Genomic DNA, 23,187 nt, shown 5'->3' with positions numbered 1-23,187 from the left:
GACGGGCCGGTCGTCGGCGCCCGGGAGACCCGGGGCGCTGATCGCCCCACGGTACCCCCGACGCGACCTGCGCTCATCCGGGGCGCGCTGCGCGCGTACGGATGCGCGCCCTCAGCGGGCCGCGCGCACCCGGTGCCAGCCGCCGAAGCGCACCGGCAGGCCGGGCGAGGTCAGGACACTGTCCGGCGGTCCCGACGGCGGCGCGGCACCGGCCGCGGCGACCAGGTCCTCGTCGAGGTCGAGCAGCTCGGCGTGGTGGAGCGGCCAGCGCGGGTGGTCGTTGCGCCAGCGGACGGTGCCCAGCGGACGCCGGGTGTGCAGCGCCCAGCGTGCGGTGAGGAAGTGCTCGAGGTCCCCGGGTACGGCCAGCGGGGCGCCGGTGCGGACCCGGGTCCGTGCGGAGACACCGCGCGGGCCGGGGAAGCGGCGTGTGCAGCTGTAGGCGATCTCCTCGCCCTCGGCGACCCGCCCGGACACCGTCGACGGCGACCAGTCGTAGGGCAGCGCCGCGACACCCCGCGCGGCGAGCACGGGCAGCATCCGGTCGGCGTCGAGCGAACGGAACACCACGCCACGGCGGCCCTCGTCGTCCACCGAGTACAGCCGGACGTTGGTCTCGGCGAAGCTGCCGAGCCAGGGCAGGCCGGGCAGCGGGCCGAAGCCCAGCCGCCGCATCCGGAAGTGGACGAGCCCGACCCAGGTGACGCCGTCGTGGGTGTCCGGACGGGTCCGGGGTGGCAGCAGCGGCGCCACCGCGGCGGGGTCGGCCCGCCAGTGCAGGAACACCACGTCGGCCCAGTACTGGTGCAGCAGCGGGTGCCGGACCGGGGCGGGCGGGTCCGGGGTGACCGGTTCGGGCGCGACGCCGGGCGGCACCGGTGCGGTGTCCCGGCCCGGTGCCGTGCGGCGGCCGGTCACGCCGGTGCGCCGCCGCGCTCGGTGCGGGCCCGCCACGCGTCGCGGCGCTCACCGGTGTCGCGGATGGTGTCGACCTCGGCGAGCATGCGGCGCTGCTCCTCGGTCCCGCCGCCGTTCGCGACGAGCCGCTCGGCGTCGGCCAGCGAGCGGGCCGCGGCGATGTCGGCGGCGCCGTGCGGCAGCCGCTGGTCGCGGTCGTCGCCGCCCTGCGCGTCGACGTCGTGCTTCTGCTCGGCGGCGTAGGGGCTGTCCGCGGGCAGCCGCCCGCTGAACCGGCCGTAGGCGCCCAGCACCAGCATCACCAGGCCCACGAGCAGGCTGAACACGACGTTCGGCATCCGGAACGCCAACAGGTTGTACGGCGTGCCGATGAGCAGCGCGTTGACCACGCCGGACAGCAGGAACAGCACGCCGACGGTGACGCTGACCGTCGAGGCGAGCCGGCCGCCCCGGACGGCGGCGCCGACCAGCACCGCGCCGACGACCACCGAGACGGTCGACAGCAGCAGGTTCGTGGACAGCCCCAGCACCGGGGACCCGGTGGTGGAGAAGAAGTCGAGGTTGTTCGTGAAGCCCAGCACCCCGAACACCAGGAGCATGATCCCGACGAGCAGGCTGCTGACCCGGTGCAACCCGTTCAGCCGGCGTGCGTCGGACCCGATCGATGACATGACGTCGTCCTCCGTTCGTCGAGCGAGGCACTCCGGGGATAGCCGGTCGCCTTCGCGGACAAACCGCGCTGACCTGCGAAGGTGTGCCGTGTCTCGAAACCCGGATCCGGGTTGCGGATCAGACCGGGCCGGGGAGTGCGACGGGCCCCGGGCCCTCGCCGCGCAGCGGCCGCGCCGACCGCGGGTCCAGCGGGTCGACGGTGCCGGCGTCACGCAGCGTCCCGTCGCCGGGGCGGCGCAGTGAGCGGACACCGGCGTCGGCGAGGGTCACCAGCGGCACCGCGAGCAGGGCGCCGGGCACCCCGCCGACGATCAGTCCGGCACTGATCGGCAGCACCACCGCGAGCGGGTGCAGCCGTACCGACCGGCCCAGCAGCAGCGGCTGCAGGATGTAGCCCTCGACGTTCTGCACGATCAGGAGCAGGCCGATCACGAGCAGCGCGTCCACCCAGCCGCCGGACGCGAGCGCGACGAGCACCGCCACGATCCCGGTGACGACGGCGCCGATGGTCGGGACGAACGCGCCGAAGAAGATCAGCGTGGCCAGCGGGACGACCAGCGGGACCCCGATCACCCACAGGCCGATCGCGGCGGTCACCGCGTCGACCGCGGCGACGACGACCGTCGCCCGGGTGTAGCCGACCAGCGACGCGAACGCCCGCCGGCCCGCGACGTCGGCCCGCCGCCGCACGTGCTGCGGCACCGCGCCGAGGACGAACCGCCAGATCCGCGCGCCGTCGTGGATCAGGAAGATCAGCACGAACAGCATGAGCAGGGTCTCGGCGGCCAGCTCGCCCGCGGTCCCCAGGGCGCCGATCACGTTGTTCGCCAGCGCGGCCTGGTTGCGCTGCAGGGTGTCGAGCAGCGACTGGAAGACGGCCGCGAGCTGGGTGTCGTCGAGCCGGAACGGCGGCCCGGCCAGCCGGTCCCGCAGCGCGACGACCGTCTCCCCGATGCTCGCCGACAGGCTCGGCAGCCCGTCGAGGAACGCCGCGACCGCCCACCACAGCACCCCGACCGCCACCGCCAGCCCGCCCGCGACGACGACACCCGTCGCCAGACCGCGGGGCACCAGCGGCACCCGGTTCACGACCCGGGCGAGCGGCGCGAGCAGCGCGGTCAGGATCAGCGCGAGCACCACCGGCACGACCAGCACCGCGAGCTGCGCGATCAGCCACAGCACGACGGCGACGGCGGTCGCGACGAGCAGACCGCGCCAGGCCAGGCTCGACGCGATCACCAGACCCCGGGGGATCCGCGGTTCCTCGGTCACCGCGGCCTCCCGGATCGGACGGTGTCGGACTGACGGTTGCGTGACGTCACGACGGTAGTCCGCCGGGGCCGTCCGGGCCCGTCACGGGCAGGGTGAGGACGAAGGTGGCGCCGTCGTCGTCGGGCGGGCAGGTGAGGTCGCCGCCGTGCGCGCGGGCCAGGCCGCGGGCGATCGCGAGGCCGAGCCCGGCGCCGCCGCTGTCCCGGTCGCGGGCGTCCTGGAGCCGGACGAGCCGGTCGAAGACGCGCTCGCGGTCGCCGTCGGCGATCGGGGTGCCGGTGTTGCGCACCGAGACCGACACGGTCCCGCCCGCCCGGTCGGTCCGGGTGACGACCTCGATCCGCCCGCCGTCGGGGGTGTGGCGGCGGGCGTTGTCGAGCAGGTTGGCGAGGATGCGCGACACCGCCTGCGGGTCGGCGCGCACCGCGGCGTGCTCCCCGTGGCCGTCGACGGTCAGCCCGGGCGCGAGCACCGCGGCCCGCCGGGCCTCGGCGCGGGCGATCCCGGCGACGTCGACCTCCCGTGGCGCCACCGCGGTGCCGCCGTCGATGCGGGCCAGGTCGAGCATGTCGGTGACCAGCCGCCCGGCCCGGCGCGTCTCGCCGAGCAGCAGCTCCAGGCGCCGGGTACGGCGGGCGGGGTCGGCGTCGGGCCCGGACCGCTCCAGCGTCTCGGCGACGGCGGTGATCCCGGACAGCGGTGTCCGCAGCTCGTGCGCGGCGTCGGCGAGGAACACCCGGGTCCGCTCGGCCTCCTCCCGGGAGCGCCGCTCGGCGTCGGTGAGGGCGTCGAGCATGCCGTCCATCGCCGCCGCCGCGGTGCCGAGGTCGGTGTGCGGGCGGTCGGGCCGGAGCCGCGCGTCGCGCTCGCCCGCGGTGATCCGCCCGGCGAGCGCGGTCATCCGGTCCAGCGGGCGCAGCGCCGTCCGCACGACGAACGACACCGCACCGAGCGCGACGAGCAGGGTCACCAGCACCGATCCGGCCAGCACCGCGCGCAGGCCGTTGCGGACCTGGGTGACGTCGGAGGCGTCGGCGACGAGCTCGACCTTCGCCCCGTCGCCGGCGTCGAGGGTCACGGTTCGGCTGCCGGTGTCCGGCGGGACGGGTGGGCGTCCGCCCGGGACCGGGGCGGCAGGCGGGCTGCTCGGGTCGTCGGTGCGGTCACCACCGGGGCCGCGGTCCGGCCGGTCACCGGGCGGCGGGGTGCCGGGCGGGTTCAGCCCGGGGTCGCCCATGACCTCCCCGTCGGCGGTGGTCACCTTGATCCGGATCTGCTGGCCGGACAGCCCGGTGACCAGCTCCTCCGGGGTGGCGCCCGCCGCGATCAGCTGCTGGGCCTGCACCACACGGTCGCGCAGCCGGGAGTCGAGATCGGACTCCAGGCGGGCCCCGAGCAGGACGTCGACGAGCACCACCACCAGGACCAGCAGCACCGCCACCACCCCGAGCACCGCGGCGGTGACCCGGCGGCGCAGCGACGGGGTGGCGGTGCGGGCCTGCGCGGCGGAGCTCACGACGGCCCGCGCAGCGAGTAGCCGAGGCCCCGCACGGTGTGCAGCAGCCGGGGGCCGTACGCCTCCAGCTTGCGGCGCAGCGCCGACACGTGGACCTCGACGAGGTTGGGGTCGTAGGCGTCGTAGCCCCAGACCGAGCGCAGGATCTGCGCCTTGGACACGGTGCGTCCGCGCTGCTCGGCGAGGTAGGTGAGCAGCCGCAGCTCGGTCGCGGACAGCTCCAGCACCGTCCCCCCGCGGGAGGCGACGGCGGCGTCCGGGTCGAGGACGAGGTCGCCCACCTGCACCGCGGACGGCAGCCTGCCCCGGCGGCGCAGCACCGCCGCGACCCGGGCGACGAGCTCGTCGAGCGCGAACGGCTTGAGGACGTAGTCGTCGGCGCCGGCGTCGAGCCCGCGGAGCCGGTCGGCCAGTGCGTCGCGCGCGGTGAGCATGACGATCCCGGCGTCCCCGTGCCCGCGCACGACGTCGATGAGGTCGAACCCGTCGCGCCCGCCGGGCAGCATCACGTCCAGGACGACGAGGTCCGGCCGGAACGCGGCGAGCCGCTCCTCGAACGCGACGCCGTCGACGACGCCCTCGGTCACGTGCCCGGCGTCGGCCAGCGCGTCCACGACGGACTCGCGGATGGCGTCGGAGTCCTCGAGCACCAGGACCCGGGTCATGGGGCCGCGGCTGTCGTCGTCCTGGCGTGTGCTCACGGGGACAAGGGTGCGCCGCGAGGCTGAGGGGGAGCTGAAGGACCCGCCGGTTTCAGGTCCGTCTCAGGTACCGCGGGCACTGTCGTGTCAGACACCGAGACGACGGGCCGCCCGGCCCGCGGCGCGGAGAGGAAGAGATGACCCTGCTCGACGTGATCGTCCTGATCATCGTGGTGGCCGCCGCGATCGGCGGGTTCCGCCGCCTCGGCGGCGTGGCCCGGGCCGGGCGCCTGCTCGGCCTCGTGGTCGGTGCCGGCCTCGGCGCGGCCTGGGGCTCGAACCTGGCCCGCTACGGCGACACCCCCGACTCGGCCTGGTTGTGGGGCCTGGTCGGGGTGATCGCCGGTCTGCTGCTGGGCTCGCTGGTCGGCGGGTTCCTCGGCGGACTGGTCAGCCGGGTGCTCGCCCGCGGCAAGCTGTCCTTCCTGGACCGCATCGTCGGCGCCGTCACCGGTGCCGTGACCGCGCTGCTGGTGATCTGGCTCGTCTCGTGGGTGGTCCCCGCGGTCGTGAGCGCCGAGGCGCTCGCCCCCGTGACGACGCTCGCGCAGTCCCTGGGCGGCAGCCGGATCGTCGACTCGGTGTCGGAGCTGCTGCCCGCGACGACGTCCGCCGCCCGCGACGTCGTCGACGCCGCGCGGCCTCCCGCCGGCTGATCCCACCCGACCCCCAGCGGTCCGCCGTCCGGCGGTCCGCGACCCGCCGCTGCCCTCTTCCGGGCACGGCACTGTCCGAGGAGAACCATGAACGACGAGAACCGCACCCCCCGCGACGACGACGACCGTCCCACCGACCGGCAGCCCCCGGTCCCCGCCGACGAGACCCCCACCGCCCACACCCCGACCCCGCACGTCCGGGACGGCGTGCACGGCGGGGGGACGGTGGCCGCCGCCTCCGACGCGGGTGACCCTCCGCGACGACGCCGGTTCGCCGCCCTGCGACGCCGGTCCGCGCTGCCCGCGGTCGCGGCCGGCGTGATCGGCCTGGTCGTCGGGGCCACCGCGAGCGGCCTGATCGTCGGGACCGCGTTCGCCGGACCGGGCGACGGCCCCGCCCGCACGGCGGTCGCCGCCGACGGCCGCGGCCCCGGTGGTCCCGGCGGACCCGATGGCTCCGGTGGCCCCGGTGGTGAGGCCGGTGGTCCGGGCCGCGGACCCGACGGTGCCGGTCCCGGTGGCCCCGGTGGCCCCGGTGCCTGCGGTCCGGCCGGTGGTCCGGGTCGTGACGGCGCGACTCCGCCCGCGCCGCCCGCCGGGGCCCCGACGCCGCCCGCTCCGGGCGCCGCCCCGGCCGCCCCGGGTGCCACGGCCCCGGGTGCGACGGCTCCGCGCCAGGGCGGTGCCGCTGCTCCGGCCGCTCCCGCGGCCCCTGCTGCTCCCGCGGCTCCGGCCGCTCCCGCCGCTCCGTGACCCCGTACGCGCGGCGACGCCGACCGGTGTCGCCGCGCGTGGGGGAGGGGAGAAGGGAGTGCTCCTCGTCGGATCGCGTCGCGCATTCGCCCCCGACGCGCTGCAGGACCCGACGAGGAGCACTCGACGGACCAACGCGCCGGAACGGGCACGGATACCCCCCTGATGCGGTGACGACGCGGGGCCGGACACCACCATCGGTCGTCCCCGCAGGTCAGACGGGTCGTCGTCATGTCTTCGTGACAAAAAATCAGTGAGTGGTCCGGGCCGTCGAGCGCCGATCCGGGGGACACCCGCCGTCCGTGGTGGGGCTCCGGGAGCCGGAACGGCGGGACGGAGCCCCCTCGGCCCCGGGACCGTCGGGGCCGGAGCGACGCGGCCGAGCCCCACGCGGCCGGCCCGGGATCGCACGCGGGCGGACCGTTGCGGCGATCGTTCAGCTCGTCCCTGCCGGCGCTCCGCTGTGGACGACCTGCCACGCGACGGCAGAGGACGGGCCGGACCCGACGGTGGGCCGGAACCGGGCACCTGCACCGTGACCACGGGTCGTCGTGCGGGGCGGGGCCCCGGCCGACGGCCGGAACCGGGCCACGGCGGTACCGGACGAGCACGGGGCGGCGCACCACGACCGCACCCTGACTGCGCAGGTCACGGGCCGATTCGAGACCTGAACGGATGGTGGCCCGACCACCGAGAAGACCACGTCGACAACCCATCGCGAAGAGACCGTGGTCGGCGTCACACAGATCGGTGATCGTCCGTATCGCCCGGTGAGAGGGTGTCGGTAACCAGGAGTTCGCCTCCGCCCACCGCGATGACCTGCGACGACGCCTGGTGTTCGCCCCGGGGACCCCCCGGTTTGACGGCCCCGGACACCGTGCCGTAACTTTCTTCCTGTCAGCGAGTGAGCCGGACAGAACGGGCCCTGAGAGGCTCGGTCAACAGGCCCCGCGGACAGCGACCCCCGGTGGTTCACCGAGTTTCTCGGTGTGGTTACCTTTGTGGGTCAAGGCGATCCGTCTTCAGGATCCCGCTCTTCTTGAAGAGTCCGGGTGATTGCGGTGCGGGTGTCTTTTGAGAACTCAACAGTGTGTCGAGCTATTTATTCGGTTTGGCGTTTTGTGCCAAATTGTTTGTTTGGTTGCAGCATTCGATCCCGTCGGGTGTTGTGGCCAGTTGTTTGTTGTAAGTCAGGGTTTTGTTGGAGAGTTTGATCCTGGCTCAGGACGAACGCTGGCGGCGTGCTTAACACATGCAAGTCGAGCGGTAAGGCCCTTTCGGGGGTACACGAGCGGCGAACGGGTGAGTAACACGTGGGTGACCTGCCCTCCACTCTGGGATAAGCCTGGGAAACTGGGTCTAATACCGGATAGGACCACTGATCGCATGGTTGGTGGTGGAAAGTTTCTTCGGTGGGGGATGGGCCCGCGGCCTATCAGCTTGTTGGTGGGGTGATGGCCTACCAAGGCGGTGACGGGTAGCCGGCCTGAGAGGGCGACCGGCCACACTGGGACTGAGACACGGCCCAGACTCCTACGGGAGGCAGCAGTGGGGAATATTGCGCAATGGGCGGAAGCCTGACGCAGCGACGCCGCGTGGGGGATGACGGCCTTCGGGTTGTAAACCTCTTTCGCCAGGGACGAAGAGCAATTGACGGTACCTGGAGAAGAAGCACCGGCCAACTACGTGCCAGCAGCCGCGGTAACACGTAGGGTGCGAGCGTTGTCCGGAATTATTGGGCGTAAAGAGCTCGTAGGCGGTGTGTCGCGTCGGCCGTGAAAACTTGGGGCTTAACTCTGAGCGTGCGGTCGATACGGGCATCACTTGAGTTCGGCAGGGGAGACTGGAATTCCTGGTGTAGCGGTGAAATGCGCAGATATCAGGAGGAACACCGGTGGCGAAGGCGGGTCTCTGGGCCGATACTGACGCTGAGGAGCGAAAGCGTGGGGAGCGAACAGGATTAGATACCCTGGTAGTCCACGCCGTAAACGTTGGGCGCTAGGTGTGGGGACCATTCCACGGTTTCTGTGCCGCAGCTAACGCATTAAGCGCCCCGCCTGGGGAGTACGGCCGCAAGGCTAAAACTCAAAGGAATTGACGGGGGCCCGCACAAGCGGCGGAGCATGTGGATTAATTCGATGCAACGCGAAGAACCTTACCTGGGTTTGACATGCACCAGACATCCCTAGAGATAGGGCTTCCCTTGTGGTTGGTGTGCAGGTGGTGCATGGCTGTCGTCAGCTCGTGTCGTGAGATGTTGGGTTAAGTCCCGCAACGAGCGCAACCCTTGTTCCATGTTGCCAGCACGTAATGGTGGGGACTCATGGGAGACTGCCGGGGTCAACTCGGAGGAAGGTGGGGATGACGTCAAGTCATCATGCCCCTTATGTCCAGGGCTTCACACATGCTACAATGGCTCATACAGAGGGCTGCGAGACCGTGAGGTGGAGCGAATCCCTTAAAGTGAGTCTCAGTTCGGATCGGGGTCTGCAACTCGACCCCGTGAAGTTGGAGTCGCTAGTAATCGCAGATCAGCAACGCTGCGGTGAATACGTTCCCGGGCCTTGTACACACCGCCCGTCACGTCACGAAAGTTGGTAACACCCGAAGCCGGCGGCCCAACCCTTGTGGAGGGAGCTGTCGAAGGTGGGACTGGCGATTGGGACGAAGTCGTAACAAGGTAGCCGTACCGGAAGGTGCGGCTGGATCACCTCCTTTCTAAGGAGTCCCATCATGTGATGGGGCACCACACGCTCGTAAGTGAGTTGTGCTCATTTTGGGTGTCTGTGGTTCCTTCATTGAATCGCATCAGCGGCCCCGTTCGTGGGTTGGGTGCGTTGGGTGGAACGCAGCACGTCGGACCGTGTTGGCTTGGCACACTGTTGGGTCCTGAGAAGACATCTGCGGTTCTTCGGAACGGTGGTTCTTCTTTGGCCGCTCTGGTCGGGGGCTTCCTAACGCCTGCTTGTGTGTGGGTGGTGGTTGTTTCTTGGTCGGGTGTGGTTGTGGGTTGAGTGTTGCATAGTGGATGCGAGCATCTTGTTGTGGTCAAGTTGTTAAGAGCACATGGTGGATGCCTGGGCATCAGGAGCCGATGAAGGACGTGGGAGGCCGCGATAGGCCTCGGGGAGCTGTCAACCGAGCTGTGATCCGAGGGTGTCCGAATGGGGAAACCCAGCGCCCGTCATGGGGCGTTACCCGTACCTGAATTCATAGGGTGCGTGGAGGGAACGTGGGGAAGTGAAACATCTCAGTACCCACAGGAAGAGAAAACAATAGTGATTCCGTGAGTAGTGGCGAGCGAAAGCGGAAGAGGCTAAACCGTGTCCGTGTCAAGCCGGCAGGCGTTGCGGGTGCGGGGTTGTGAGACGTGTCGTTCATCTTCTGCCGAGGATGGGACAACTTGGATCTGTGTTAGCGGAACGACTCTGGGATGGTCGGCCGTAGTGGGTGATAGCCCCGTACGCGAAAACACTGGGTTCTGTTGTGGGCGTGTTCTCGAGTAGCAGCGAGCCCGTGAAATTCGCTGTGAATCTGGCGGGACCACCCGTCAAGCCTAAATACTACCTGATGACCGATAGCGGACAAGTACCGTGAGGGAAAGGTGAAAAGTACCCCGGGAGGGGAGTGAAATAGTACCTGAAACCGTGTGCTTACAAGCCGTCAGAGCCTGCAGTGCTTTCGTGGTACAGGGTGATGGCGTGCCTTTTGAAGAATGAGCCTGCGAGTTATGCTTCGTGGCGAGGTTAACCTGTGTGGGGTAGCCGTAGCGAAAGCGAGTCCGAATAGGGCGCTGTAGTCGCGGGGTGTAGACCCGAAGCGGAGTGATCTACCCATGGCCAGGGTGAAGCGTCGGTAAGACGTCGTGGAGGCCCGAACCCACCAGGGTTGAAAACCTGGGGGATGAGCTGTGGGTAGGGGTGAAAGGCCAATCAAACTTCGTGATAGCTGGTTCTCCCCGAAATGCATTTAGGTGCAGCGTCGTGTGTTTCTCACCGGAGGTAGAGCACTGGATGGCCTAGGGGGCCGACAAGCTTACCGAAGTCAGCCAAACTCCGAATGCCGGTGAGTGAGAGCGCGGCAGTGAGACTGCGGGGGATAAGCTTCGTGGTCGAGAGGGAAACAGCCCAGATCACCGGCTAAGGCCCCTAAGCGTGCGCTAAGTGGGAAAGGATGTGGGATCGCCCGGACAACCAGGAGGTTGGCTTAGAAGCAGCCACCCTTGAAAGAGTGCGTAATAGCTCACTGGTCAAGTGGTCCTGCGCCGACAATGTAGCGGGGCTCAAGCGCACCGCCGAAGCCGTGGCAATGACATCTTTAGGTGTTGTTGGGTAGGGGAGCGTCCTGCATCTGGTGAAGCCCGGGAGTGATTTACGGGTGGAGGGTGTGGGAGTGAGAATGCAGGCATGAGTAGCGAATGCAGAGTGAGAATCTCTGCCGCCGGATGACCAAGGGTTCCTGGGCCAGGTTGTTCCGCCCAGGGTGAGCCGGGACCTAAGGCGAGGCCGTCAGGCGTAGTCGATGGACAACGGGTTGATATTCCCGTGCTCGTGATAGTGCGTCCATGCTGAATCTGGTGATGCTAACCATCCGAACCCACCTCGGCTCCTTCGGGAGTTGTGTTTGTGGGGGAGCGTGGGATCCGATCTGGTAGTAGGCAAGTGATGGGGTGACGCAGGAGGGTAGCTCCGCCACGCGGTGGTTGTCGTGGTGTAAGCCTGTAGCCCGAGTCCTAGGTAAATCCGGGGCTCATATAAGGGTGAGAGGTGATGCGTAGCCGATTGAGGCGAAGAGGGTGATCCCATGCTGTCGAGAAAAGCCTCTAGCGAGTGCTGTTGCGGCCCGTACCCCAAACCGACACAGGTGGTCAGGTAGAGAATACCGAGGCGATCGAGCGAACTGTGGTTAAGGAATTCGGCAAAATACCTCCGTAACTTCGGGAGAAGGAGGGCCGGTTGTCTTGAGGCTCCTTGCGGGCTAGGGACGGCCGGTCGCAGAGACCAGGCCCAAGCGACTGTTTACTAAAAACACAGGTCCGTGCGAAGTCGCAAGACGATGTATACGGACTGACGCCTGCCCGGTGCTGGAACGTTAAGAGGACCTGTTAGCTCCTTCGGGGCGAAGCGGAGAATTTAAGCGCCAGTAAACGGCGGTGGTAACTATAACCATCCTAAGGTAGCGAAATTCCTTGTCGGGTAAGTTCCGACCTGCACGAATGGCGTAACGACTTGGGCGCTGTCTCGACCACAGACTCGGCGAAATTGCACTACGAGTAAAGATGCTCGTTACGCGCGGCAGGACGGAAAGACCCCGGGACCTTTACTATAGCTTGGTATTGGTGCTCGGTTCGGCTTGTGTAGGATAGGTGGGAGACTGTGAAATCGCCACGCCAGTGGTGGTGGAGTCGTTGTTGAAATACCACTCTGGTCGAATTGGGTGTCTCAACCTCGGGCCATGATCTGGTTCAGGGACAGTGCCTGGTGGGTAGTTTAACTGGGGCGGTTGCCTCCCAAAGAGTAACGGAGGCGCCCAAAGGTTCCCTCAGCCTGGTTGGCAATCAGGTGTTGAGTGTAAGTGCACAAGGGAGCTTGACTGTGAGACTGACGGGTCGAGCAGGGACGAAAGTCGGGACTAGTGATCCGGCACCACCTTGTGGAAGGGGTGTCGCTCAACGGATAAAAGGTACCCCGGGGATAACAGGCTGATCTTGCCCAAGAGTCCATATCGACGGCATGGTTTGGCACCTCGATGTCGGCTCGTCGCATCCTGGGGCTGGAGTAGGTCCCAAGGGTTGGGCTGTTCGCCCATTAAAGCGGTACGCGAGCTGGGTTTAGAACGTCGTGAGACAGTTCGGTCCCTATCCGCCGCGCGCGTTGGAGACTTGAGGAAGGCTGTCCCTAGTACGAGAGGACCGGGACGGACGAACCTCTGGTGTGCCAGTTGTCCCGCCAGGGGCACGGCTGGTTGGCTATGTTCGGGAGGGATAACCGCTGAAGGCATCTAAGCGGGAAGCCTGTTCCAAGATGAGGTCTCCCACCACCTTCGAGTGGGTAAGGCTCCCAGTAGATGACTGGGTTGATAGGCCGGAGATGGAAGCCCTGTGAGGGGTGGAGTTGACCGGTACTAATAGGCCGAGGGCTTGCCACAACGAGTTGTTCGCATCCACTGTGTGACCCTGAGTCCACAACCATCCACGTTTCCCCGGTGATCCGGGGGAGTGTGGGGTGGTGTGTGTGCTCGACCCCTGCCCCTAGGTTTTTGGGGGTGGGGTGATAGTTGGATAGTGTTGTCGGTGGTCATTGCGGTAGGGAAACGCCCGGTCCCATTCCGAACCCGGTAGCTAAGCCTTCCAGCGCCGATGGTACTGCACTCGCCAGGGTGTGGGAGAGTAGGTCGTCGCCGACATTCAACTTTGATGGGATGTGCCCCGGACTTTCGAGTCCGGGGCATTTCTCATTTCCGGACTCTTTTCGCGCCGCCACGTATCGGGCCCAGGTCGGGTCCGGTGTGTGCTCCCTCGTGGAGTTCCCCGCACGGCGGTGGGCCGGCGCACCTCGCACACCTTCCTGCGACCTCGCACCCTCTGCAGGGGCTGCGAGGTCGCAGAAACGTGTGCGACGTGGGGTGCGCGGAGGGCGGCCGGCGGGAAGACCGGCCACCGCAGGTGTCAGAGATCGGCGCCCACGGCGTCGTCGACGCACGAGAAGCCGTCGGCGCGCAGCAGCGCCGCGAGCTCGCGGTGGACCCGCGCGGGCCAGAGTAGACCGCCGTAGACGAAACCGGTGTAGGCCTGCACCAGCGCCGCGCCGGAACGGATCCGGCGGTAGGCCTCCTGGGCGTCGGCGATCCCGCCGACGGAGACGACGACCTGGTCGTCGTCGAGGCGGGTCCGCAGCTGCCGCACGACCGCACGGGCCCGCTCGGTCAGCGGACGGCCGGACAGCCCACCCGCACCGGTGGCGGTGACGACGTCGGGTGCGGTGCGCAGACCGTCGCGGGAGACCGTCGTGTTCGTGGCGACGACCCCGTCGAGCCGCATCCGGCGGGCCAGGTCGGCGACGGCGTCGAGGTCCTCCGGCGCCAGGTCGACCGTAATCTTCACCAGGAGCGGCACACGACGGTCCCCGGACACCCGGTCCAGCTCCTCACGTACCGCGACGAGCAGCGGCTCCAGCACGTCGACCTGCTGCAGGGCCCGCAGACCGGGGGTGTTCGGGGAGCTGACGTTGACCACGACGTAGTCGGCGTAGGCGCCCAGCGCGGCGGCGCTCGCACGGTAGTCCGACGCGGCGTCCTCGGCGGGTACCGCCTTGCTCTTGCCGATGTTGACCCCGAGCACCGGCATCCCCGGCCCGGAGCGGGCGCGGAGCGCGGCTAGGCGGGGCCCGACGGTCCCCGCACCGGAGTTGTTGAAGCCCATCCGGTTGACCAGCGCGGCGTCGTCGACGAGCCGGAACAGGCGGGGCCGCGGGTTGCCGGGCTGCGCCCGACCGGTCACCGTGCCGATCTCGACCGCGCCGAACCCGAGCCTGCCGAGCGCGAGGACACCCTCGGCGTCCTTGTCGAAACCGGCGGCGAGACCGAGCGGGCCCGCGAACTCCAGACCCAGCGCCCGGGTGCGCAGCACGGGGTCCGACGGGGCGAACCGCTCCGCGACCCGCTCACCCACGACGGGCGCGGTCCCGAGTGTGCGGACCACACCGAACCCCATCCGGTGCGCGGGCTCGGACGGGACGTGCCGGAGCACGTGGCGCATGAGGGCGTCGTACATGCCCCCATCCTCACACCGGCCTAGGAGGTGCGGCGGGACAGCCCCAGCTGGTCGAGCATGCGGCGGTCGCGCTTCGTCGGGCGCCCGGCGCCGCGGTCGCGGTGGGCGAACAACGGCTGCCCCGCGGCGCTCGGCTCCGGCGGGGTGTGGTCGATGTAGCACTCCTGCGCGATCGGGGCGCCGACCCGCTTCTCGATCACCCGGGTGACCTCGACGATCCGGTTCCGGTCGTACACACGCGCCCGCACCCGGTCGCCGACCTGCACCGTCGCCGCCGGCTTCGCGGGCCGGTCGTTGATCCGCACGTGCCCGCCGCGGCAGGCCGTCGCGGCGTCGGCACGGGTCTTGGCCAGGCGCACCGACCACAGCCACCGGTCCACGCGGGTCCCCTCCATCGGACCATCGTGCCATCCGGGAGGGCGGTCCGGGCCTCAGTAGTGCACGACGCCCGGTGTTCCCCCACCCGCGGCGACGGCGTCGCCGGTGATCGCGACCGACCGGGGCGAGCACAGGAACGTGATGACGTCGGCGACCTCCGCGGCGGTCGTGATGCGGCCGATCGTCGTCGTCGCGTCCAGCTCCGCGCGGGCCTCGGCCCCGGTGATCCCGGCCGACTCCGCCCGCGCGGCGACGGCGTCGGGTGTCCGCTCGGTCTCGGTGACCCCGGGGTGCACGACCGTCACGTTGATGCCGTGCGGACCCAGCTCCTGGGCGAGCGCCGCGGTCATCGAGGCCACCGCGACGTTGCGCACCGACCCCACCAGCGACGACGACTTCCGCGCGTTCAGGCCGCTGACGTTCACGATCCGCCCCCACCCCTGCGCCCGCATCAGCGGCGCGACCGCCCGCGCGCACCGCAGGTAGCCGAGGACCTTCGTCTCCAGCTCGACCCGCACCGCGTCGTCGGTGATCGAGGCCAGGTCGGTCGGCGGGCCCGCGCTCGCCGGCCGTGCGGCGGCGTTCACCAGCACGTCCACCCCGCCGAACCGGTCGGCGACGGCGGCGACGCCACGGCGGACCGCGTCGTCGTCGGTGGTGTCGACGGCGACGGCCAGCACCTCCGGCGCACCCTCGGCGCGCAGTCCGGCCGCGGCGGCCTCCAGGGCGCCGGCGTCGCGCGCGAACAACGCCACCCGGGCGCCCTCGGCGGCGAGCGCCCTGGCCGTCGCCAACCCGATGCCGCGGCTCCCACCGGTGACGATCGCCCGGCGCCCGTTCAGTTGCAGATCCATGATTCCCACCGTGCCGCAACGGTGGCGGGACCGCAGGCGTCTACGGTGTGCGCGTGGCTGAGCCGATCGACTCCGTGCTGGTGGTCTTCAACCCGGGCAGTACGGGGGACGCCGACGTGCTCGCCGAACAGCTGCGCGACGAGCTCGGCGCCGCCCGGCCCGAGCTGACCGTGCGGCTGGTGCCCACCGAGTACGCCGGGCACGCCCGCGTCATCGCCCGCGAGGCCGCGTCCGCCGGCGGGCGCCCGCTCATCGTGTCGGCGTCCGGCGACGGCGGCTACAACGAGGTCGTCAACGGGATCATGGACGTCCCGGGCACCGACGCCTCGGCCGCCGTCCTCGCCGCCGGGAACGCCAACGACCACGACCGCGTCACCGCACGCCGTCCGCTGGCCGAGGCGATCCTCGACGGCCGCCCAGAGCCGATGGACCTGCTCGAGATGCACCGCGACGACGACCCGCCGCACTACGCGCACTCCTACATCGGGTTCGGGCTGACCCCCGTCGTCGCGCTGCAGATCGAGAAAGGCGGCAAGGGCAGCATCCGCGAGGTGATCACCACGGTGCGGGCGTTCTGGGCCTTCACCCCGTTCGAGGTGGAGTTCTCCCGCGGCGACCGGCGCCGGATCGACAACCTGGTCTTCGCCAACATCGGCGAGATGGCCAAGGTCGCCGAGCTGTCGGCCACCAGCCGTCCCGACGACGGCCGGTTCGAGGTCGTGCTGCTGGAGCACCGTCCGAAGTGGAAGCAGCTGTGGGTGGCGGCCCGGGCGGCGTTCTCCGGGCTCGGCTGCCAGCCCGCGACCTCGGACTTCCGGTTCACCGCGTGCGGGCCGATGCCGGTGCAGATCGACGGCGAGGTCGACGAAGTCACCGGCGGCACCGCGATCCGCGTCCGCTGCGCGGCCGGGGCACTCAACGTCGTGCGCTGACCCCCACCGTGCTCACGGGGCGAGCGTGAACTCCACCGCGCCGAGGTCGTCGCCGAAGCTCGCCCGCACCCGGGCGCCGCGGTGCACGGGCATCGGGACGGTCGTCGTCCCGGTGGTGACGACCGCGCCCGCCTCGAGCCGCAGGCCGTAGCCGGGCAGGACGTCGGCGAGCCACGCCAGCGCCGTCCACGGGTCCCCGAGGACGGCCGCGCCGGACCCGGCCGCCTGCTCGTCGTCGACCTGCAGGGTGGTCGGGGTCGCGGCGAGGTCGAGGTCGAGGGCGCCGGGGAGCTCCGGGCCCAGCACGAACCGGCCGGCGCACGCGGCGTCGGCCATCAGCGACGGCGCCCCCGCCGCGACGAAGTCGGTGAACCGCGACTCGGGCAGCTCCACCGCCCCGTGCACGGCCGCGACCGCGGCGCGCAGCTCCTCGCGGGTCGCGTCGGCACCCACCGGCGCCCCCATCACGAACGCGAACTCCGCCTCGGCGACGGCCATGTGCAGGTCGCCCGACGGCACCACGTCACCGGGGGAGTGCCGGAACCGCTCGAACAGCGCCCCCGGCAGCGGGGCGTCCACCCCGATGTGGGCCTGCCCGGCGGGCGCGGTCGCCGCGAGCTTCCAGCCGTAGGACGGCCCGGCCCGCTCCGACAGCCTGCTCTGCGCGGCGAAGCCCTCGGCCAGGCTGCGCGGACGCAGCAGCTCCGGCAGTGCGGCGATCCGCTCGCCGGTGGTCCAGGCCTGCCACAACGCACCGGCGGTGCCGTCGGCCCGCACGAGGTCGACGGCGGTCGGGTCCATGCCCGCGGAGCTGTTCTCGGCACTCATCGGGGCGGCATCCTGCCAGGGCCGGGGGTCAGCCGTCGTCGCCGGTCCGGGCGCGCAGCACCTCGGCGACGCGGCGGACCCGGTCGTCGGCGAGCGCGTCCTCCAGCGACACCGGCAGCGGGATCCGCCAGTTCGGGTACTCGTCGACGGTGCCGGGCAGGTTCGGCTGCCGCGTCTCGCCCAGCACGTCGTAGAGGGAGGCCAGGACCAGCCGCGACGGCGCCGACGCCAGCAGCGCGTGCAGCGCGACGACGATCGTGTCCTCGTCGGTCTCGTCCGGGGAGTCGAGCAGCCCCTCCGAGGCCAGCAGTGCCAGCAGCTCGTCCCGCTCGGCGCCGGCCTTGGCCTCCTCGGTCGTCGGGTCGTCGAGGAGCCCCAGCTCGGCGCGGACCCGCACCTGCTCACCGGCGAGGAACCCGGGCGCGGTCGGCAGGTCGTGGGTGGAGATCGTCGCGACCGACCGCTCGGGCCAGCGACGCGGCGGGCGCAGCGGGCCGTCGTCGCCGCCGGTCACCGGGTCGGGGTCGCGGGAGAACCACAGCACCGTCGAACCCAGCAGGTTCCGCTCGGCCATGTCCTCGCGGATCCGCGGGATCACCGTGCCCAGGTCCTCGCCGACGACCAGCGCGCCCGCGCGGTGGGCCTCCAGCAGCAGCACCGCGAGCATCGCGTCGGCGTCGTAGTGGACGTAGGTGCCGCGGTCGGCCGTCTGCCCCGACGGCACCCACCACAGCCGCCACAGCCCCATGACGTGGTCGATCCGCAGGCCGTCGGCGTGCGCCAGCAGTGCGCGGGTCATGTCGCCGAACGCGGCGTAGCCGGTGTCGGCGAGACGGTCCGGGCGCCACGGCGGCAGACCCCACGTCTGGCCGCGCTGGTTGAACGCGTCCGGCGGGGCACCGACCGTCGCACCGAGCGCGAGCACGTCCTGCAGCATCCACGCGTCGGCGCCCTCGGGGTCGCAGCCCACGGCGAGGTCGTGGATGACGCCGACCGGCATCCCCGCGTCCTTCGCCGCGGCCCGGACCCCGGCCAGCTGCGCCTCGGCCTGGCGCTGCACCCAGGCGTGGAACGCGACGCGCGGCGCCAGCTCGGCACGGGCGGCGGCGACGCCGGGGGCGTCGGGACGACGCAGGTCGTCGGGCCACAGCGACCAGCGGCCGCCGTAGCGCTCGGCCAGCGCGCAGTAGGTCGCGAAGTCGCGCAGGTCGGCGTCCGGGGCGCCGTCGGGGTACCCGGCACCGCGCCACAGCGCCTCCAGCGCGGACCGCTTCGCCGCCCAGACCCGGTCGTGCGCGATCCGGTCGCCGGTCGTCTCCGGGCGCAGGGCGTCGACCTCGGCGCGGGTGGCCGCGTCGGCGGCGGCGTAGGCCGGGAGGTCGGTGATCCGCAGGCTCAGCGGGGTGGCGTAGCGGCGCGACGACGGCGTGTACGGCGACGGCTGCACCGGCGACACCGGGGTGATCGCGTGCAGCGGGTTGAGCAGCACCGCGCCCGCGCCGTGCCCGCCGCGGATCAGCGTGGTCAGATCGCCCAGGTCGCCGATGCCCCACGAGTCGCGCGAGTGCAGGGCGTAGAGCTGCAGCATCCAGCCCCACGTCCGGGGCGGGTCGGGCAGCGTGGGCGGCGCGACGACGACGTGGGCGCGCCCGGCCGTCGTCTCCAGCGTGTAGCGGCCCGGCTCCAGCCCGGCGGGGAGCTCGCCGTCGACGTCGCGGGCCCAGCCCTCGTCGCCACGCGCGCCGTCGACGGCGGTGAGGCGCCCACGGCCCGGCACGGTGCGGGAACGGTCGCTGCGCAGCCCGATCGTCGGCGGCAGCGCCCCGGCGCCGGCGCGCTCGCGGGCCCCGGCGAGCGCCACCCGTTGCGCGTCGGGGGAGGCGACGTCGACCTCCAGCAACCCGAGGACGGTGCGGACCACCTCCGCGTCGATCCGCTGCTCGGTCCTGCTGCCGTCGAGGTACGAGGTCGCGACGCCGTACGCGTCGGCGATCTCGGCGAGCTCGGGGGTCACCGGGTCGCTGGTCATGGGTCGATCCTGGCGGATGAGCGGCCGCCCGGCCCGGCCGCCCGGGGTGAGACGGGCAACCTCCGCGACCGACACGCGGGACGCCTCCGATCACCCCCGGTCAGGGGGTCCACGGTGCTACGGTGCGTCGCCGGATGCGCCGACCGGGTCACCGTGGCCGGCCGGGCAGCGGGGCCCGGCGACGGGCACCTCCTCCCGGGCCGCACCGTGTCGTGGACGACGGTTCGCGCAGCTCCGGCAGGAGGACTTCCAGATGTCGACGTGGGCCCTGCTCGGGCTGGTTGTGGTGGTGGTGCTGGTGGCCGTCGGGATCGCCGGGTTCCTGCGGTGGGGGCGGGGCCGGGAGGACGACGTCGCGTCGTCCGAAGGGGACCGTCCGCGCACCGTCGCCGATCTCGTCGACCGCCGCGCCCGCGGCCTCGACGACGGGCCGCGCAGGCCCGCGCCCGACCCGTCTGCGCCCCCGGTGCCCCCGGGTTCTCCGGAGCCTCCGGTCGACGACGCCCCGGAGCCCATGGTCGACGAGGAGTCGCCCGCGGACCGTGAGGTCGCCGGGTCCGACGCCGCGGTGGACGACGATCCCGAGGACGCGGTCTCCGCGACCACGCCCGTCGCCGCGGTCCGTCCGCAGGAGGAGCGCCCGCGGCCCCCCGCCGCGGAGGACGCCGCCCCGGACGTCGGGCCGTCGTCGTCGGCGCCCGACATCACCGAGGCGGTCGGCGCGGCCGATCCCACCGACGAGCTGCCGGCGGTCCCGCGGGTCACACCCGATGTGAGCGCGGGCCCGGTCGGCCCGCCCTGGTCGCGCGGGTTCAAGGACGGCAAGCCGCTCGAGCCCGTCGAGCCGGCACCGGCCCGGCGGACCCCGGCCCCGACGCCCTTCGTACGACGACGGCCCGTCGCGGACCCCGCTGCCCGTACCGTCGACGAGGCGACCGCGGCCACCGGTTCCGGCCCGGACAGCTCGGCGCCCGACATCAGCACGCCCACCTCCGGGACCGCGGTCGTGGGGGATGCGTCGACGACCGCGTCCGAGGCGCCCGCCGACGCGTCGACCGGCGTCACCGGGGACGTCGCGTCCGTCGGGGATACCGCCCCCGCCGGGGAGGAGGCCGACGAGTCGGTCGACGAGGCCCCGCCCGCCGCCACGACCCAGTCCCGCGCGCCCTTCGACCCGGACCTGGTCCGTCGGGTCACGGCGCTGCCGTCGGAGCGCACCTCGGTCCGCGCCCCGGCCGACCCGGACACCGAGCGGGAGTTCCGCGAGGCCCGGGACCGCATCTCGACCCCGCACACCTGGGCGGGCCGCGTCCCCGAGCAGGCCGGCGCGCCCGAGACGGCCGGCGACACCCCGCCGGTGAGCCGGATCCCGTCGATCGGGCTGGCCGCCACCGGCGCCCGCGCGGCGCGCGAGCCCGGCGACAACCCCGAGCCGCCGCCCCGGCCCGCCCCGCGGGTCCTGCGGTCGGCGCGTCCCGGGAGCGGACCGCGGCACCTCGCCCCGTCGCTGCGCGGGACGTCCGCGACCGACAGCGGCCCCGACGAGGACACCGCCTCTGCTGAGGACACCGTCGTGTCCGGCACGGCCGGGGACGCCGGTTCTCCCGCGGGCTCCGGCGGCACGGTGACCACCGACCGCACCGTCGGTGCGGTCGACGCCGTCGACGTCCGTGGTCCGGCCGGGGACACCGACGCCTCCGTTCCGGACACCGGCGAGCGCGCGGCCCCGACCGGGGATGCGGCCGGAGCCGGGACGACCGACGCCGCTGCGACGGACGACGTCGCGACCGGCAACGCCGCGACCGGGGACGACGCGACCGGGGACGCCGCCGACGGGAACGTGACCCCGGGCATCACCACCGGGACGGACGCGGCGGACGCCGACGCCGGTGGGACGAACGTGGTCGAGGGCGGTGCCGACACCGACGCCCCGACCGCCGACGCCCCTGCCGGGACCGATGTGACCGGGACCGACGCGACCGGCACCGACGTGACCGGCACCGACCCGGCCGGTGCAGACGTGACCGGCTCCGATGCGACCCGGACCGATGCGACCCGGACCGACGAGGCCCGGACCGACGAGACCCGGACCGATGAGGCCCGTACCGACGCGACCGAGGGCGCCACCCGCACCGTCGTCCCGCTCGCCGCCGCCGCGGTCGTCGCCCCGGTCGCCGCCGCCGCGACCGCCGCGTCCGACACGACGGTCCCGGACCTGCCCCGCCAGGCCCCGCAGGAGCAGGCCCCGCAGGAGCAGGCCCCGCAGGAGCAGGCCCCGCAGGAGCAAGCCCCGGACGAGCAGGCCCCGCGGGAGCAGGGCCTCCAGGAGCAGGACCCGCAGGCCGAGGCCCCGACCCCGGACCCCACCACCCCGGAGCGGTCCACCACCGCGCCGGAGGCCGAGGAGACCCCCGTGCACGCCGGCCCGACCACCGCCACCCGCCCCGACCGCGCCGAGGACGTCTCCCTGTCCGTGCTCCGGACCGGGCCCGTGCCGTCGGCGGTCGTGCCGGACACGGCACCGCAGGACGTCGAGGTCCGCGTCGTCGACGCCACCGACGCCCCGCTGCCCGGCGCCGAGGTCGCGCTGCGCGACCGCTCCGGCGGGCCGATCGGCTCCGCCACCACCGACGCCGACGGGACGGCGCACGTCACGGCGCCGGGCGCCGGGGCGTTCGTCGTCGTCGCCCGCGCCGACGGGTACCTGCCCGGCGTCGCCACCTGCACCGTCGGCGACGACGACGCCGGCACCACCCTGCGCCTCGCCGCTGCCGCCGCCGTCCACGGCTCGGCGCCCGCGGGCACCGGCGTCGTGCTCTCCCAGGACGGCGAACCGGTCGCCTCGACGACCGCCGCGGCGGACGGGACCTACCGCCTCGCCGACCTCGACCCCGGCCGCTACCTGCTCGCCGCGGGCGACGGCCCGGGCGCGGAGGTCGACCTCGTCCCCGGCGGCGACGAGCGGCGGGACCTGGCGGGCTCGTGACCGGCACCACGGAGGTCCACGGCAGGCTCCCCGGCGTCGGCGGCATCGAGCTGTTCTGGCAGGGCCGCCTCCCCGAGGGCGACCCGAGCGGCGTCCTGCTGGTCAGCCACGGCATCGGTGAGCACTCCGGCCGCTACGACGCCGTCGTCGACACGCTGGTCCCGGACGGCTGGGCCGTGTACGGCCTCGACCACCGCGGCCACGGCCGCTCCGGCGGCACCCGGGTGCACGTCCGCCGCTACGACGACCTGCTCACCGACTTCGAGACGTTCCGCCGCGAGACGATCGCCCGCCACCCCGGCGTCCCGGTGTTCCTGCTCGGGCACAGCCTCGGCGGCCAGATCGCGCTCGCCTACGCGCTGCGCCACCAGAACCGCCTCGACGGGCTCGTGCTGTCCGCGCCCGCACTGGCCTCCGACGCCGTCCCGGCTGCGCTCGTGCCGCTGCTGTCGGTCGTCGCGAAGGTCCTGCCCACGGTCCGCCCGGTCGGGATCGACACCTCCGCGATCAGCTCGGACCCGGCCGTCGTCGCCGACTACGACGCCGACCCGCTCGTGCACCACGGCCGCCCCACCCTGGCCCTGGGCGCGGAGATCTACCGGCAGATGGCCGAGCTGCCCGTCCGGGCCGCCGAGCTGCGGATCCCGCTGCTCGTGCAGCACGGGACCGCGGACCGGCTGACCGATCCGGCGGGCACCCGGCTGCTCGACGAGCGCTCCGGGTCCGCCGACACCACCGTGCTCTGGTACGACGGCTTCTGGCACGAGATCTACCACGAACCGGGCCGGGCGACCCCGCTCGCGGACCTGCGGGACTGGCTCGACCGGCACCGCGACGCGGCCCGTCAGGTGACCTGACCCGAGCGATCCCCGTCTCACCGCGCCGGACCCGCCCCGGTGGTGCGATCCTGGGGCCGGTACG

At 72.0% G+C, this 23,187-nt stretch carries 15 protein-coding genes and 3 rRNA genes; 8 read left to right on the top strand and 10 right to left on the bottom strand.

Translation table 11 applies throughout. The features are described from left to right. Positions 1–111: 111 nt before the first annotated feature. From KPL60_RS01710 to KPL60_RS01690, 5 genes are all read right to left on the bottom strand, one after another. Positions 112–918, bottom strand: coding sequence for a YqjF family protein (locus tag KPL60_RS01710; protein WP_226364664.1), 807 nt, complete (start codon positions 916–918; stop codon positions 112–114). After that, a complete protein-coding gene (locus tag KPL60_RS01705) occupies positions 915–1,589 on the bottom strand; it encodes a DUF4383 domain-containing protein (RefSeq protein WP_226364663.1) in 675 nt (224 codons plus the stop codon). Before KPL60_RS01705 ends, KPL60_RS01710 begins: the two co-directional genes overlap by 4 nt. Positions 1,590–1,707: 118 nt before the next feature. Then, a complete protein-coding gene (locus tag KPL60_RS01700) occupies positions 1,708–2,862 on the bottom strand; it encodes an AI-2E family transporter (RefSeq protein WP_226364662.1) in 1,155 nt (384 codons plus the stop codon). 46 nt (positions 2,863–2,908) lie between these two features. Continuing rightward, positions 2,909–4,378, bottom strand: a complete 1,470-nt coding sequence (locus KPL60_RS01695; RefSeq protein WP_226364661.1) for a cell wall metabolism sensor histidine kinase WalK — start codon at positions 4,376–4,378, stop codon at positions 2,909–2,911. Continuing rightward, positions 4,375–5,043 carry a response regulator transcription factor gene (locus KPL60_RS01690; RefSeq protein WP_226364764.1) on the bottom strand — a complete coding sequence of 223 codons (669 nt, stop codon included), beginning with the start codon at positions 5,041–5,043 and terminating at the stop codon, positions 4,375–4,377. Before KPL60_RS01690 ends, KPL60_RS01695 begins: the two co-directional genes overlap by 4 nt. Before the next feature lie 173 nt (positions 5,044–5,216). On the opposite strand from KPL60_RS01690, the gene KPL60_RS01685 reads away from it, so the two are divergent. From KPL60_RS01685 to rrf, 5 genes are all read left to right on the top strand, one after another. Beyond that, entirely contained in the window at positions 5,217–5,735 is a 519-nt protein-coding gene (locus tag KPL60_RS01685) for a CvpA family protein (RefSeq protein ID WP_226364660.1), read from the top strand. Between the two features lie 87 nt (positions 5,736–5,822). After that, positions 5,823–6,488 (top strand): hypothetical protein, encoded by a 666-nt coding sequence (locus KPL60_RS01680; protein WP_226364659.1) that lies wholly within the window; start codon positions 5,823–5,825, stop codon positions 6,486–6,488. A gap of 1,198 nt (positions 6,489–7,686) precedes the next feature. Then, positions 7,687–9,206: ribosomal RNA gene (locus KPL60_RS01675) — 16S ribosomal RNA — on the top strand. Positions 9,207–9,534: 328 nt separating this feature from the next. Then, positions 9,535–12,635, top strand: a 23S ribosomal RNA gene (locus KPL60_RS01670). Positions 12,636–12,776: 141 nt separating this feature from the next. Beyond that, positions 12,777–12,893 (top strand): 5S ribosomal RNA (rrf, locus tag KPL60_RS01665). The 16S, 23S and 5S rRNA genes sit together here, the layout of an rRNA operon. 262 nt (positions 12,894–13,155) lie before the next feature. Here the strand turns inward: rrf and KPL60_RS01660 are convergent. Genes KPL60_RS01660 through KPL60_RS01650 form a run of 3 tightly spaced genes read right to left on the bottom strand, consistent with a single transcriptional unit; the run spans position 13,156 to position 15,491 of the window. Beyond that, positions 13,156–14,259, bottom strand: a complete 1,104-nt coding sequence (locus KPL60_RS01660; RefSeq protein WP_226364658.1) for a quinone-dependent dihydroorotate dehydrogenase — start codon at positions 14,257–14,259, stop codon at positions 13,156–13,158. A gap of 20 nt (positions 14,260–14,279) precedes the next feature. After that, positions 14,280–14,654, bottom strand: coding sequence for an RNA-binding S4 domain-containing protein (locus tag KPL60_RS01655; RefSeq protein ID WP_226354887.1), 375 nt, complete (start codon positions 14,652–14,654; stop codon positions 14,280–14,282). Between the two features lie 36 nt (positions 14,655–14,690). Next, complete coding sequence (locus KPL60_RS01650; RefSeq protein ID WP_226354888.1) at positions 14,691–15,491, bottom strand: SDR family NAD(P)-dependent oxidoreductase; 801 nt, start codon at positions 15,489–15,491, stop codon at positions 14,691–14,693. A gap of 53 nt (positions 15,492–15,544) precedes the next feature. Here KPL60_RS01650 and KPL60_RS01645 point away from each other — a divergent pair, with 53 nt between their 5' ends. Further along, positions 15,545–16,423, top strand: a complete 879-nt coding sequence (locus tag KPL60_RS01645) for a diacylglycerol kinase family protein (RefSeq protein WP_226364657.1) — start codon at positions 15,545–15,547, stop codon at positions 16,421–16,423. A gap of 12 nt (positions 16,424–16,435) precedes the next feature. On the opposite strand, the gene KPL60_RS01640 is transcribed toward KPL60_RS01645, so the two are convergent. Together KPL60_RS01640 and malQ are read right to left on the bottom strand one after the other, a co-directional pair. Then, positions 16,436–17,251, bottom strand: coding sequence for a 2-keto-4-pentenoate hydratase (locus tag KPL60_RS01640; protein WP_226354890.1), 816 nt, complete (start codon positions 17,249–17,251; stop codon positions 16,436–16,438). A gap of 28 nt (positions 17,252–17,279) precedes the next feature. Next, positions 17,280–19,280 carry a 4-alpha-glucanotransferase gene (gene malQ / locus KPL60_RS01635; protein WP_226364656.1) on the bottom strand — a complete coding sequence of 667 codons (2,001 nt, stop codon included), beginning with the start codon at positions 19,278–19,280 and terminating at the stop codon, positions 17,280–17,282. A 253-nt stretch (positions 19,281–19,533) separates the two neighbouring features. Here malQ and KPL60_RS01630 point away from each other — a divergent pair, with 253 nt between their 5' ends. Beyond that, positions 19,534–22,266 carry a carboxypeptidase-like regulatory domain-containing protein gene (locus KPL60_RS01630; RefSeq protein WP_226364655.1) on the top strand — a complete coding sequence of 911 codons (2,733 nt, stop codon included), beginning with the start codon at positions 19,534–19,536 and terminating at the stop codon, positions 22,264–22,266. Next, entirely contained in the window at positions 22,263–23,123 is an 861-nt protein-coding gene (locus KPL60_RS01625; RefSeq protein ID WP_226364654.1) for an alpha/beta hydrolase, read from the top strand. The genes KPL60_RS01630 and KPL60_RS01625 overlap by 4 nt, the downstream gene beginning before the upstream one ends. Positions 23,124–23,187 lie beyond the last annotated feature (64 nt).

The sequence above is a fragment of the Pseudonocardia sp. ICBG162 genome (genome assembly GCF_020496225.1).
GTDB lineage: Bacteria > Actinomycetota > Actinomycetes > Mycobacteriales > Pseudonocardiaceae > Pseudonocardia > Pseudonocardia alni.
This window is presented reverse-complemented; position numbering and strand designations above follow the sequence as displayed.